This is a genomic window from Halomonas denitrificans (genome assembly GCA_019800895.1).
In the GTDB taxonomy this organism is placed as follows: domain Bacteria; phylum Pseudomonadota; class Gammaproteobacteria; order Xanthomonadales; family Wenzhouxiangellaceae.
The window spans coordinates 940,039-954,100 of record JAHVKF010000001.1; the positions used below are offsets into that span (position 1 = coordinate 940,039).

General features: G+C 67.0%; 9 protein-coding genes and 1 pseudogene. 1 reads left to right on the forward strand and 9 read right to left on the reverse strand.

Going from position 1 to position 14,062, the window contains the following annotated elements; genetic code table 11:
- Window positions 1-319: 319 nt before the first annotated feature.
- Window positions 320-1,816 (forward strand): S8 family serine peptidase, encoded by a 1,497-nt coding sequence (locus tag KUV67_04225; GenBank protein ID MBY6204073.1) that lies wholly within the window; start codon window positions 320-322, stop codon window positions 1,814-1,816.
- Window positions 1,817-2,141: 325 nt separating this feature from the next.
- On the opposite strand, the gene KUV67_04230 is transcribed toward KUV67_04225, so the two are convergent.
- From KUV67_04230 to aceE, 9 genes and pseudogenes are all read right to left on the reverse strand, one after another.
- Window positions 2,142-2,969, reverse strand: coding sequence for a hypothetical protein (locus KUV67_04230; GenBank protein ID MBY6204074.1), 828 nt, complete (start codon window positions 2,967-2,969; stop codon window positions 2,142-2,144).
- 6 nt (window positions 2,970-2,975) lie between these two features.
- Window positions 2,976-3,182, reverse strand: coding sequence for a Nif11 family protein (locus tag KUV67_04235; protein MBY6204075.1), 207 nt, complete (start codon window positions 3,180-3,182; stop codon window positions 2,976-2,978).
- A gap of 48 nt (window positions 3,183-3,230) precedes the next feature.
- A complete protein-coding gene (locus tag KUV67_04240) occupies window positions 3,231-4,757 on the reverse strand; it encodes an FAD-dependent oxidoreductase (GenBank protein ID MBY6204076.1) in 1,527 nt (508 codons plus the stop codon).
- Between the two features lie 43 nt (window positions 4,758-4,800).
- On the reverse strand, window positions 4,801-6,531 hold the full coding sequence (locus KUV67_04245; protein ID MBY6204077.1) for a sensor domain-containing diguanylate cyclase: 1,731 nt from the start codon (window positions 6,529-6,531) through the stop codon (window positions 4,801-4,803).
- A gap of 167 nt (window positions 6,532-6,698) precedes the next feature.
- Complete coding sequence (locus KUV67_04250) at window positions 6,699-7,280, reverse strand: hypothetical protein (protein ID MBY6204078.1); 582 nt, start codon at window positions 7,278-7,280, stop codon at window positions 6,699-6,701.
- A 67-nt stretch (window positions 7,281-7,347) separates the two neighbouring features.
- Window positions 7,348-8,742, reverse strand: a complete 1,395-nt coding sequence (lpdA, locus tag KUV67_04255) for a dihydrolipoyl dehydrogenase (GenBank protein MBY6204079.1) — start codon at window positions 8,740-8,742, stop codon at window positions 7,348-7,350.
- A gap of 180 nt (window positions 8,743-8,922) precedes the next feature.
- Window positions 8,923-9,192 (reverse strand): annotated as a pseudogene (locus KUV67_04260) (biotin/lipoyl-binding protein).
- Window positions 9,193-9,395: 203 nt separating this feature from the next.
- Window positions 9,396-11,189 (reverse strand): dihydrolipoyllysine-residue acetyltransferase, encoded by a 1,794-nt coding sequence (gene aceF / locus KUV67_04265; GenBank protein ID MBY6204080.1) that lies wholly within the window; start codon window positions 11,187-11,189, stop codon window positions 9,396-9,398.
- A 183-nt stretch (window positions 11,190-11,372) separates the two neighbouring features.
- Window positions 11,373-14,060, reverse strand: coding sequence for a pyruvate dehydrogenase (acetyl-transferring), homodimeric type (gene aceE / locus KUV67_04270; GenBank protein ID MBY6204081.1), 2,688 nt, complete (start codon window positions 14,058-14,060; stop codon window positions 11,373-11,375).
- Window positions 14,061-14,062: the final 2 nt, after the last annotated feature.

Below are 14,062 nucleotides of genomic sequence, written 5' to 3' on the forward strand. Positions count from 1 at the left end.
ACGCGCGGCATTCATATCGGTCGGACCGGTGCTACGTTCGGTCGGATGATGAGCGCAAAGACGCGAAGGCCCGAAGAGAAAGGCGGATGCGTGGAACCCCCCCTCGGCCAGACATCCAACGAATCGATTCCTGAATCGACTGCGTACTCTGGAAATCGGATCAACCTGGAAATGCTTGCCGGCCGCGGCTCTTTCCAGGAATGACCTTTCTCTTCGCGCCCTTGCGTCTTCGCATCTTCGCGTCCTTGCGATCATCATCTACCGGACGCGATCGAAACCCGGGCTTTACGCTGATGCCGGAGCAAGCGATGATGCGCGGATGCCGCATTTCATCCTGACCCACCGCCGCGCTGGCAAGCGCGCGGATCATCAGCATCACGCCGGGCGGGCCGCGATGGCCGATGCGATGGACAAGCACGTGGACCGCCTGGCCTCGGACGTCCGTACGCACGAGCCGCACCACGATACCGCTCGCCACGTCGCCCGCTTCGAGGCCGACCATGACGATGTCCGGGCGATCGACTGGCATCCGGCATTGATCTGCGAACCCCTGGTCCCGCACTTCATCCGCTCCCGGCACGCCAGCGACACGGGCCGGGCCTTGCCGCACGAGCTGTCGATTCCGCTTCGACGGGAAGGGGACGATCGACTGCTGGTGCGAGTCGTCGACGAAGCGGGCGTGCCGGTGGCCGACGTGGATGTCTTCGCCTACTTCGGCTCTGCGTCGAACCGTGTCCAGGCCGCGACCCGGACCGACGCGGACGGCGTCGCGACGCTCGACCACGATCCCGAACGCCCGCTGCTGGAGCTCGCCGTTGCACCCGCATCGCACTGGTGGCCGCAGGTCATCGAGCACCGGAGTGGCGCAGAACCGGAGATCCGAGTCGATGTCCGGCTCCAGCCCCTGCCCCCTTCGGAACGGGGCCTCGGTTGGTGGCACCGGGAAGCCGGCCTGGACGCCGTCGACCTGCAGCGCGGAACGGGGATCGCGGTCGGCGTGGTCGACTCGGGGCTGGGCCACCACCCCGCTCTCGCCCACGTCCACAATCTCGGCGCCTTTCTCGACGGCGCCCATCTCGCCGACGGCGGCGACGACCGCGGCCACGGCACGCACGTGGCCGGTGCGATCGGTGCCCGACCGACGGCGAGCAGCGACTACGCGGGGCTGGCACCGGGCGCCCGGCTCGATGCGTTCCGGGTCTTCGGCCCCGATGGCAGCGCCCACCAGGGCGATATCGCGCGGGCGCTGGACGTGCTGGTCCACGACCGGGACTGCCACCTGGTCAACCTGAGTCTGGGAACGGTCCACCGCTCGGAGATCGTCGCCGACGCGCTGCTCGACGCCGTGGAAACGGGAACCCTGGTGATCTGCGCGGCCGGCAACAGCGCGGGCCCGGTGGAATTTCCCGCCGCGCTCGACGAGGCGGTCGCCGTCACGGCGTTGGGCCGGATCGACCAGGCACCGGCCGGAACCCTGTCGGCGCACCGGGTTCCGGACGATGCCCGGCTTCGCGCCGATCCGGTGTTCATTGCCAATTTCAGCTGCAGAGGCGAATCCGTCGACGTCGCCGGACCCGGCGTCGGAATCATCTCGACGGTACCCGGCGGCGGCTGGGCGGCCTACGGCGGGACGTCGATGGCCGCGCCCCAGGTCACGGGCGCTCTGGCCGTCCTGCTGGCGGAAGACCCCGACTACCTCGCCCTCCCCGCCGGCCCCGACCGCAGCGCCCGCGCCCGCGCCATGCTTCGCGCGCACAGCCAGGACCTCGGCCTCGACCGTCGCTACCAGGGCCACGGCCGGATACGGAAAGGCTAGAGGATGGACGCAAAGGCGCGAAGGTGCAAAGGAACGCGAAGGGACTACGTTCGGGATTTCGAGTCGGGCGTTCAGACCCATTCAGCACTGTGCTGACAATCGCGACCGGAGCAGCGTCGATAACGAGCTTCGCGGAGCGGAGGCGGAGATGCAGCTGGCAAACATTCGCATTGCATCGTCCCGGCATTCGATGGCTCGAATCGAACGGACCGTTCGTCCTGCTTCAGGCCCCTCTGTGCGTTTCTTCGCTCCGTCGCGCCTTCGCGTCTATCCTCTAGAACCGCAGCCCTGATGCCGGCCAGTCATTCCAGTCGAGCGAGGGCGATCAGCTCGTGCGGCGGTGTTTCTGGAAGGCGGCTTCGGCGCGGCCGGTGGGGTCGAGGCCGAGGCGGCGGAGGCGGTTTTCGTCGGCTTCGGGGACGCCGATCGGTGGAACGTAAAGTGTAGAGGCCTGGGTGAATTCGAGGTCATGCAGCTGATCGAGCGGAACCTCGTCGGCGCGCGTTCGATCGAAGGGGCCCACCGCGGCTTCGTAGACGATGACGCGGTGATCGGCCGGGTACGACTCGGCCAGCACGAGGGCCAGCGCACGAACCCAGGCCGGGTCGGTTTCGAAGGTCGAGCGCGACAGGTCGCCGAGCACGGCCAGCTGCCACAGCACCAGCGGCGTCCGCGCATCGATCGTGCGCGGGTGGACGAGAAAGTCGGCGGCCTCGTAGGTCTGCAGGCCGGAGACGCCCGGATCGATGCCCAGATCCGCAATCAGGCAGTCCTCGGCCGATACGCCCGGATACATCGTGGCCTCGAAGCCTTCGGCTCGGGCGCGCCGGATCGCCTCGTGGGCGGGCCAGACGAACACACCCGGATGGCCGTAGAACGCGGCGCACACGTGCTCGCCCTTGCGCACCGGCTCGAGCATCGCGTCGACCATGCGCTCGTAGCTCTCGTCGCGCGGCCGGCCCTTCGAGTAGTGGACCTGCAGCGACGCGATATTGGCGTTCAGATCACGCAGCACGCCGAGCGAGAACGGATCGGCCATGACCGCGAACACCCGGTGCGCCTGGCGCACCAGGTGGCGTGTCTCGACGGTCAACTGGCCGGCCAGGCGAATGCCCGTTCCGACCACGCTGAGCCGACCGCCGGAACCCGACATCGCTTGCTAAAGAACGATGAAGTTCATGTGCGCGTCTTCGGCGCCGGCTTCCTTCTGCAAGGCATCCTTGTCACCGTCGCGCACCATCTTGCGGTGTTCTTCGGCCAGGTCGTGCTTCTCCATGACCGCCTCGGGGTCGTCCTGGAACTGCTTGCGCGTTTCCGGGTCTTCGGCCATCGTGCGGATGAACTTGCTCAGGTTTTCCTTCGACATCGTGCTTCTCCTCTCGGTGGTGGGGAATTCGAATCGGTCGATTCGAGGTCAAGCGGAATACGGGGCCAGGCAGTCGGTGTTGCCGAGCCAGTCCGGCGCATCGAGCCCGAAGGCCTGCTGCAGCATCACCTCGGCCGAGGTCAACGCACCCTGGACCCAGCCCTGGTAAGCGCTGTAGGCCTCGCCGCAGACGTGGATGCCGGCATGCCCGCGCAGCGTGGCGGCCGCCTCCCAGCTCTTCCAGCCCGGAGACCAGGCATGCCACCCGGCGTAGTACGGCGGGGCGGCCCAGTCGACGAAGATCCCGTCGACGGGCTTCGGCACATCGACGCCGTGCATCTCGGAAAGCTGCCGGCACAACTCCGTGGCAGCGCGCTCGGGAAGCGGAGTCGTCAGTTCGACGCCGCGGCCGTCCTCGCGCATCAGCGGGGGCCAGAACGACACGGCGCGCTCGTCGCCGAAGGCGCCGAGCAGAAGGCCGTCGCCCGTCGCAGGGTCCTGGCCCAGATAGAAACACTGGCGCAGCGGCAGATCCGTGTGCGAGGCCGAGAAATGGCCCAGCTCGATGTGACCCGGCCCGTCCGGCACCCGCTCCCACCACGGCTCGTCGAACACCATGAAGATCTTGCACGCCGACGTTCCGAAGGACGAGGCGAGGGCCTCGTGCATGGCGGGTTCGGCGTCGAACTCCAGGCGCTCGAGGGCACCGGTCGGCAGCGCCAGGATCACACGCCGGGCCAGGACCGGAGGGCGACCGTCGGCGAACTCGATGCGCTTCGAGCCGTCCCCCTGGTCGCGGACCCGCGTGGCGAACGCACCGGTCTCGACCCGGACTCCCGCGTCCTCGGCGCGGGCCCGCAGGCGCTCGGGCAGCCGCTCGTATCCCTCGGCCAGCCGGTACCAGTTGCCGACGAGGTCGGCCAGGGTCGAGAACACCGCGTCCAGGGCGTTCCAGTTCGAGAACAGGGCATAGGTGCCCTCGACGTCGGCCAGGGCGAGGCGCGCCTCGTTGCTGACCACGCGGGAGACCAGGTTCCAGAACCCCCAGGCGTGAAGCGGCCGGCCGTCGAACTCCACGGTCCGCAGGTAGGCCACCGTATCGGCCATCGTTGCCTTCTTGTCGAAGGGCCAGACGCGGTCGATCTCCGGCGCGATGCGGCGGACGATCAGGAGCAGGAGTTCATGCGGCTGAAGGCCCTTCTCGTCGTCGGCCAGCCGATAGGGAAGCTCGCCCGGCTCGGCGAAGTCCGCCATCCGGAAGCGCGTCGCACGCAGCCAGGCGAAGTCGGCCTCGGGCGTCACGGCCTGGACCTCGAAGCCGAGCTCGTCCTTGCAGAGACGATAGACCAGGTCCTGGGCATCGCTGAAGAACATGCCGCCGAGCTCCGCCGGAATCGAGTGTTCGTCCTTGAGGCAGACCGAGTACAGCCGTCCGCCGGTGCGCTCGCTGCCTTCGAACACCGAAATGGCCGCGCCGTCGACGCCGCTGGCAGCCAGTCGCCAGGCGCTGTAGAGGCCGCTGACGCCGCCCCCGATGATGGCCGTGTCGAGCACGGCGTGCTGCTGTCCGCTCATGAAGTCTCCCCTGCGTTGCTATCGACCGCTGCGCGCACTCGCGCTACTCGTCTTCGTGTCGCACGACCCGGTTGCGGCCCTCGTCCTTGGCACGATACAGCGCGCGGTCCGCGCGCCGTAGCGCCTCGGACCGGTCCAGTCCTTGCTCCAGCTCGGCCAGCACGCCGATCGAGACCGCCATCTCGATCCGGACTCCATCGTAATCGACGGGCCGCTCCGTCGCCGCACGATGGATCCGCCGCGCGACCTCGACGGCGGCAGAGCCGCTGAGCGAGCGCAGCACGATCGCGAACTCGTCGCCACCGAGCCGGCACAGCACGTCACCGTCGCGCAATTCGCGCAGGCATCGGCGGGTCAGCGAACGCAGCATCATGTCGCCGGCTTCGTGTCCGTGCGTGTCGTTGATCTGCTTGAAATGATCCATGTCCAGCAACAGCAACGCGCCCTCGATACCGGAGTGCCGGGCGTCGTCCATCATCGCGCCGAGATAGCTCTCGAAGAAGCGTCGGTTGTAGGCGCCGGTCAGGGAGTCCTGGTTGGCCAGCGTCATCGCCCGGTGCTGCTCGTGCTCGGCGCGGATGCGCTGCTCACGCAACTGGCCGACCCGGTAGGAAAGCCCGAGCGCGAGAATCATCGCCTCGAGCACACTGCCGACGTAGAGCGCGTACTCGGCGATCGGTGTACGAGGGATCGCCTCGACGCCGATCAACGAACGGATGAAGCCTCCGCCCAGGAACGCTCCCCAGGCGGCGAGAAAGATCCACGCGGCACTGGAACCTCGTCGTCCGGCCAGCAGGGCGGCGCCGATCAACGCGAACACGGTCACCGAGCTCAGCAGCTGCGAGGCGGGACCGAACACGGCGGCCGCCTTCAACGGCACGAAGGCGGACACCACCGCAAGAGCGAGGAAGACCAGGGCGATCGCGGACAGGGCCCTGCTGTACTTCGGAATCCGATCCTCGGCACCGGCGAAGACCTGGAAGAACCGGATGGTCGCCGCCATCATCAGGCAGCTCAGGACGACGATGACCAGCAGCTCGCGCTCGCGAAGCCCATCGGGCAGGAGCGGCTGGAGCAGCCCGGCGTCCATGCCCATGAACAGCAGCACTGCAGTCATGGCCAGGACGTACATCCGGTGCCCGGGCGTGCGCAGGTTCAGGTAGAGCACGAGGTTGTAGAAGACCAGCGCGAACATCGCGCCGAAGTACAGACCGAAGGCCCACATCGCGGTCGAACGATCGGCCAGGTATCCGGTCACGGGCTGCACCGATACGTCGAGCGGCCCCAGCGAGCCCTGCAGCGTCTCGGCACGAATCAGGAGTTCGGCCCGCTGCCCCGGCGCAAGTTCCAGCGGGTAGACGAGATGCCAGGCGAGAATCTCCGTCGGGCGGTAGTCCGCAAGGCCGTTGCTGTAGGTGGCATGACCGCCGTCGGCCGTCGGCACGTACAGCTCGAGGACGCGGAAGTACCGTCGCTTGACCTCGAGAACCCAGGAGCCGCTCGCGGATGCATTGGCCTGCAGCGGAATCCGCAGCCAGACCCGCCCCTCGGGCGGCGTCTCGAACTCGCCGAGCGGGCGGAACCCGTCGGCGGCCAGCACATCGGCGGCGGAACGCAGCGTTCCGTCGTCGACGCGGACCAGCGCCTCGTCCTGGAGCCGAAGCGTCTTCCCGTCCATGGGCAGAGTGACGACGGTCTGCGCGAACGCGTTCCCGGCCGCCACCAGCAGGACGGCGAGCAGCACCATCCTGCAGTTGAACGCTGCGTGCCTCAAGATGTCGCCTCTTCCTCCGGGGTCGGTGTCCGGACGACCGCTGCCGCCCATGCCGGCCGTTCAGGCTGCGGCTCCGCAACCGGCCTGCGTTTCGATCAACCGGACCGATGGAAGTCTACTGGAACGCTTCGCCTCCCGCGACCCGGGTCTGCCCGCGGCGGGCCGGCTCAGAGGGACGACGCCGGCACGCCGTCGCAGCGCTCGACTTCGCGCTGCCCGACCTCGCGGTCGCCGCCGACCCAGCACTGATCGAGCACGGAGCAGTAGCAGACTTCCGTTGCCCAGTCTTCGCTCAGCGAGCGCATCAGGTCGACGGCGTCGACCTCGCTCAGGGCCGAGTCGGCCGGGTAGCGAAGCTCGAAGGGATTCAGGGTTTCACCGGCCGCCATGATTCGCCCGGTCGAGTACTGCACCGAACGATCCGCGCCGTCGGGCATACGCTGGAGGAGATCGCTGATGTCGTCCACGATCTCGTCGCCGCTGCGCAGGGTCAGGCGCTCGATCCTTGCAGGACCGACACCGGCGTTGTGCAGCTTCAGGCCGATCACGAGATCGCCTGAACTTCGGTCGACATAGCCTTCGGTCTGAACGGCCGGCCAGACGGATGCACGCACTTCCTGCCGCATCACCCGGCCCTGGTCCCAGCTCACGTAGAGCGCCGCGACGCCGACCACGATCGCAACGATCGAGCCGACGGTCTCGAAGTGCCGATGCCACGGCTTGCGGTCCTGCCCGGTGTTCGTCCCCATCTCCGCCTCTCCCTGGCAATCCCGCCACTCCCGGACAATCTTCTGCCCTGCGCCGCGCGTGCCGGACCTACTTCTTCTTCGGCGCGTACAGGTCCGTGATCGTGCCTTCGAACATCTCCGCGGCCATCATCACCGATTCGCTCAGGGTCGGGTGCGGATGGATCGTCAATCCGATGTCTTCGGCCGTGGCGCCCATCTCGATCGCCAATCCGATTTCGGCGATCAGGTCGCCGGCGTGCAAACCGACCACGCCGCCGCCGATCACCCGGCCGCTCTTCTCGTCGAACAACAGCTTGGTGAAGCCCTCGGACCGGTCCATGCCCAGCGCGCGGCCGCTGGCCGCCCACGGGAACTTGCCGACGCCGAAGTCCAGGCCCTGCTCCTTCGCCTGGTTTTCGGTCACGCCGACCCAGGCGACTTCCGGATCGGTGTAGGCCACCGATGGGATGGTCCGGGCGTCGGCGGCGCGCTTGTGGCCGGCGGCGACTTCGGCCGCGACCTTGCCCTCGTAGCTGGCCTTGTGGGCCAGCATCGGCTGGCCGACCAGGTCGCCGATGGCGAAGATGTGCCGCTGGTTCGTGCGCATCTGGCCGTCGACCTCGATGAAGCCGCGATCGGTGACGGTCACACCGGCCTCGTCGGCGCCGATCGAATCGCCGTTCGGGCGGCGGCCGACGCAGACCAGCACGCGGTCGAAGTCGGCGGTCGATGGCGCGTCCTCGCCATCGAAGGTCGCGGTCAGCGCCGAATCGCCGGCATCGACCCCCTCGACCTTGGTCTCGAGGTGGAACTGCACGCCCTGCTTCTCGAGATGCTGCTTCAGGGGCTTGACCAGGTCCGGGTCGGCACCCGGCATCAGCTGGTCCATCATCTCGACCACCGTGATCGTCGACCCCAGCGCGCGGTAGACGCAGGCCATTTCAAGCCCGATGATGCCGCCGCCGATGATCAGCAGGCGCTCCGGCACATCGGTCAGCTCGAGCGCACCGGTGGAGTCCATCACCCGCTCGTCGTCCCAGGGAATGCCGGGAATCTGCATCACGCGCGACCCGGCCGCGATGATGCATTGCGCGAAGGACACCGTCCTCGATTCACCGTCGTGCTCGACGGCGATCTCGTGCGACGAGGTGAACGCGCCTCTGCCCGTGATCACCTCGACCTTGCGCTTCTTCGCCATGCCGGCCAGGCCGCCGGTCAGCTTGTCGACGGTGGCCTGCTTGAAATTCCGCAGCTTGTCGAGTTCGATCTCCGGCTCGCCGAAGGACACGCCGTGCTCGGCCAGGTGCGCCGCCGAGTCGATGACCTGGCCGACGTGCAGCAGCGCCTTCGACGGAATGCAGCCCACGTTCAGGCAGACCCCGCCCAGGGACTCGTAGCGCTCGATCAGCGCAACCTTGAGGCCAAGGTCGGCGGCGCGGAACGCGGCCGTGTAACCCCCGGGGCCGGCGCCGAGCACCACCAGGTCGAAGTCGGCATCGGTCGGCGCGTCGCTCGACCGGGGAGCGGCGGAAGACTTCCTGGCCGGGGTCGCTGAGGGCGACGAGCCCTTCGATTCGGATTCCGGGTCGCCGGTCTCGTTGTTCGGCGAGGCCGATTCTTCTTCCGACGTCGCGTCGGCCTTCGCGCCCTCGCGGCCCGAGTCGGAATCGTCGCCTTCCCCGCCCGCGGCCTCTTCGACCTCGAGGACGCCGATCACGTCGCCTTCGGAAACCTCGTCGCCTTCACTCACCTTCAGCTCGACCAGCCTGCCGGCTGCCGGAGAGGGCAGGTCCATCGTCGCCTTGTCCGACTCCATCGTCAGCAGCGACTGCTCGGCCTCGACCGTGTCGCCCTCGGACACCAGCACCTCGATCACCGGCACCTTGTCGAAGTCGCCGATATCGGGGACGCGGATTTCAGTTCGTTTGCTCATGACTCACTCAGATTCAAAGGCTGGCTTTACCGCAGTTGAACGCGGATGAACGCAGATTGAAGATCAAAAACAAATCGCCGGACCCCTTGCAGTCCAGTGCTTGCCCACGCCTTCGATTCGTGCAGTCGATGCTGACATTGGGCGGTTGTGCTCTTGCCTTTCATCCGCGTTCATCTGCGTCCATCTGCGGTAAAAATCGATTTCTAAAGAATCAAACGACGGATATCGCCGAGGACGTGGGCCAGGTACTGGGTGAAGCGGGCCGCGTCGGCGCCGTCGATGACCCGGTGGTCGTAGGACAGGGACAGCGGCAGCATCAGGCGCGGCTCGAAGGTCTCGCCGTTCCAGACCGGCTTCGTCTCGGCCTTCGAAACCCCGAGGATCGCGACTTCCGGCGCGTTGATGATCGGCGTGAATGCCGTCCCACCGATGCCGCCGAGGCTGGAGATCGAGAAGCAACCGCCGGTCATTTCGTCTCGAGACAGCTTGCCGTCGCGCGCCTTGCCCGACAGCTCGGTCAGGTCGTGCGCCAGGTCCAGCAGGGATTTAGAGTCCGCGTCGCGGATCACCGGAACCATCAGGCCGTTCGGCGTATCGACGGCGACGCCGACATGGAAGTACTTCTTCCAGACCAGCGACTGGCCGTCGGCCGACAGCGAGGTGTTGAATTTCGGATACTTCTTCAGGCCGGCCACCACGGCCTTGATCAGGAACACCAGCGGGGTCATCTTCGTGCCCGCCGCTTCCGCGTCGGCCTTGCTGGCCTTGCGGAACGCGTCCATCTCGGTGATGTCCGCCTCGTCGAACTGGGTCACGTGCGGAATCGACACCCAGTTGCGATGGAGATTGGGGCCGGAAATCTTCTGGATCCGCGACAGCGGCTTTTCCTCGATCTCGCCGAACTTCGCGAAGTCGACCTTTGGCGCGTCCGCGACCGCCAGGCCGCTGCCCGACGACGCCGTGCCGCGGCCGCCGTCTCCCTGCATCGTGGCCTTGACGTGTTGCTTCAGGTCCGACTCGGTGATCCGGCCGTGGGCGCCGCTGCCCTTCACGCCGGCGAGGTCGACCCCCAGTTCGCGCGCCAGCTTGCGGACCGCCGGCGAGGCGTGCGGGATCGACGACGGGTCGCGACCCATCTCCGCGAAGGGCACCGGCGGCGGCTTGAGCTCGCCGTCGCCGGACGATCCGGCCGCCGAGCCTTCGCTCGAGGCGTCGGATCCGGACGACTTCGGTGCGTGCGATTCCTTCGGCGCCGATTCGTCCGAACGCGACCCTTCCGACCTGGAAGAACCGTCCGATGCTTCGTCGCGTTCGGACCCGGTGTCCTCCCCGGCGCCGCTCGACTTCGAAACCTTCATCCGGCCGATCACATCGCCCTCGGACACCTCGTCGCCGACCCCGACCTCCAGCTCCAGGATCGTGCCCGACTCGGGCGCCGGGATGTCCATGGTCGCCTTGTCGGATTCCAGCGTCAGCAGCGACTGCTCGGCCTCGACCGTCTCGCCCTTCTCGACCAGCACCTCGATCACCGGCACCTTGTCGAAGTCGCCGATATCGGGTACGCGGATCTCGATCGTTTCCGACCCGCCGTCGCCGGCGCCATCGTCGCCGCCGGTCGATCCGTCGTCCGATCCGCCGTCGGGGCCCGCCGCCGGCGCGCTGCCCGAATCGTCGGCCTCGCGCTCCTCGGAGGTCGATCCGGAGCGCTCGTCGTTGCCGCCGTCGTTCGATCCCGCGCCTTCGTCCGCGGCATCGTCATCGAGCTCCATTTCGCCGATCACGTCGCCTTCGGACACCTCGTCGCCTTCCTTGACCGACAGCTTGACCAGCTTGCCCGCCGCCGGCGACGGCACTTCCATCGTCGCCTTGTCCGATTCCAGCGTGACCAGCGACTGCTCGGCCTCGATGGCGTCGCCCTCGGCGACCAGCACTTCGATCACCGGCACCTTGTCGAAGTCGCCGATGTCGGGGACGCGAATTTCGGTTCGTTTGCTCATGGTCTACTCGAATTCAAGAACTGGATTTACCGCGGATGGACGCAGATGAACGCAGATGAAACCCAAACAAGGACCCGCCGATCCGTTCATGCGCTCTTGATCGACAGATTCGCCGTTCGTTGACTACACCTTGACTCTCGCCTTTCATCCGCGTCCATCCGCGTTCATCTGCGGCAAAAATTGTCAAACCGACGTCGGCAGCGGCTTTTCCGGGTCGATGCCGAGCTTGTCGCGGGCGGCGAAGAGCTCGGAGCGGCTGATTTCCTCGCGCTGGTACAGGCCCGCAAGTGCTGCGTAGGCGATGTGGTAGCGATCGACCTCGAAGAACTTCCTCAGGTTCTCGCGCGTATCCGACCGGCCGAAACCGTCGGTGCCCAGCACCAGGTAGTCGCGGTGCGGAATGAACGCCCGGACCTGGTCGGCGTAGCCGCGGATGTAGTCCGTGGCCGCGATCACCGGCCCCTCGCGGTCGATGAGCAGCTGGCTGATGTACGGCAGCTCGCCCTGCTCCTCCGGCCGCAGGCGATTGGATCGGTTGACCGCAACCGCCTCCTTGCGCAGCTCGTTGAAGCTGGTGACCGACCAGATATCGCTCGCGACCTTGAACTGCTCTTCCAGGATCTCGGCCGCGGCGATCACCTCGTTGAGGATGGCGCCGGAGCCCATCAGCTGGACCACCGCGCGACGTTCACGATCGCCCTTCTCCCAGCCGGCGTCCCTGAACAGGTACATGCCTTTCCGGATGCCGTCCTCGCAACCCTCCGGCATCGGCGGGTGCTTGTAGTTCTCGTTCAGCGTGGTGATGTAGTAGTAGACGTCTTCCTGGTCCACGTACATGCGGCGCAGGCCGTCGTGCAGGATCACGGCCAGCTCGTAGCCGAAGGTCGGGTCGTAGGTCACGCAGTTCGGAATGGTGCCGGCCAGCACGTGGCTGTGTCCGTCCTCGTGCTGCAGGCCTTCGCCGTTGAGCGTGGTTCGGCCCGAGGTGCCGCCGATCAGGAAGCCGCGGGCGCGCATGTCGCCGGCCGCCCAGGCCAGGTCGCCCACCCGCTGGAAGCCGAACATCGAATAGAACGCGTAGAACGGAATCATCGGCAGGCCGTTCGACGCATAGCTGGTCGCGGCTGCGATCCAGGAGCTCATCGAACCGGCCTCCGTGATGCCTTCCTGCAGCACCTGCCCGGCCTTGTCTTCCTTGTAGAACGCCAGCTGGTCCGAGTCGACCGGCTCGTAGAGCTGGCCGAAGGGCGCGTAGATTCCGATCTGGCGGAACAGGCCTTCCATGCCGAAGGTCCGGCCCTCGTCGCAGATGATCGGCACGACGTTGTCCTTCAGGTTCTTGTCGCGCAGCAGCACGGCCAGGACCCGCACGAAGGCCATGGTGGTGGAGATCTCGCGATCGCCCGATCCCTTGAGCACGGTCTCGAAGGCCTCGAGGTCGGGAATCTCCAGCTTCGGCGCCTCGCTGGAGCGCTGCGGCAGGAACCCGCCCAGCTTGCTCCTGCGCTCCTTCATGTAGCGGACTTCGTCGGAGTCGGCACCGGGATGGTAGTACGGCACGTCGGCCAGGTCCTCGTCGCGGACCGGCACGTTGAAGCGGTCGCGGAAGTACTTCACCCCCTCGTCGTCGAGCTTCTTCTGCTGGTGCGAGATGTTCATGCCCTCGCCCGACTGGCCCAGGCCGTAGCCCTTGATGGTCTTGGCGAGGATGACCGTCGGCGCGCCTTCGTGATGGGTGGCGGCGTGATAGGCCGCGTGGATCTTGTACGGGTCGTGGCCGCCGCGGTTCAGGCGCCAGATGTCCTCGTCGCTCATGTCGGCGACCAATTCCTTCAGCTCGTCGTACGCGCCGAAGAAGTGCTCGCGGACGTAGCCGCCGTCCATGGCCTTGTACTTCTGGTACTCGCCGTCGATCGCCTCTTCCATTCGCTTGCGCAGCAGGCCCTTCGTGTCGCGGGCCAGCAGCGGGTCCCAGTACGACCCCCAGATCACCTTGATCACGTTCCAGCCGGCCCCGCGGAACACGCCTTCGAGCTCCTGGATGATCTTGCCGTTGCCCCGGACCGGACCGTCGAGACGCTGCAGGTTGCAGTTGACGACGAAGATCAGGTTGTCGAGCTTCTCGCGCCCGGCCAGCGAGATCGCCCCCAGGGACTCGGGCTCGTCGCATTCGCCGTCGCCCATGAAGCACCAGACCTTGCGCTTGCCGGCATCGGTCAGCTGCCGGTTGGTCAGGTACTTGAGGAACCGGGCCTGGTAGATCGCCATGATCGGCCCCAGGCCCATCGAGACCGTCGGAAGCTGCCAGAAGTCCGGCATCAACCACGGGTGCGGATAGGAACTCAGGCCCTCGCCGTCGACCTCCTGGCGGAAGCCGTCGAGCTGCTCCTTGCTCAAGCGGCCCTCGAGGAACGCGCGCGCGTAGATGCCCGGCGAAGAATGGCCCTGGATGTAGACCAGGTCGGATCCGTCCGGATGGTCGGGTCCCTTGAAGAAATGGTTGAAGCCCACGTCGTAGAGCGTGGCTGCCGAGGCGAAGCTGGCGATGTGGCCGCCGAGCTCACCGCCGCGCCGTGCCGCGCGCACGACCATGGCCATGGCGTTCCAGCGGATGATCGACCGGATCCGCCGCTCCAGCGCGCCGTCTCCGGGCATGTTGGGCTCGCGCGCCGGCGGGATCGTGTTGATGTAGGCGGTGGTCAGGTCGAACGGCAGGTGGGCACCGGAGCGGCGCGCCAGTTCGACCAGCTTGTCGAGCAGGAAGTGGGCGCGCTCGGCGCCCTCGCGGTCGATCACCGCTTCCAGCGATTCCAGCCACTCGCGGGTTTCTTCCGGGTACTGGTCCTTCGGATCGGAATACTGGTCTACCATGA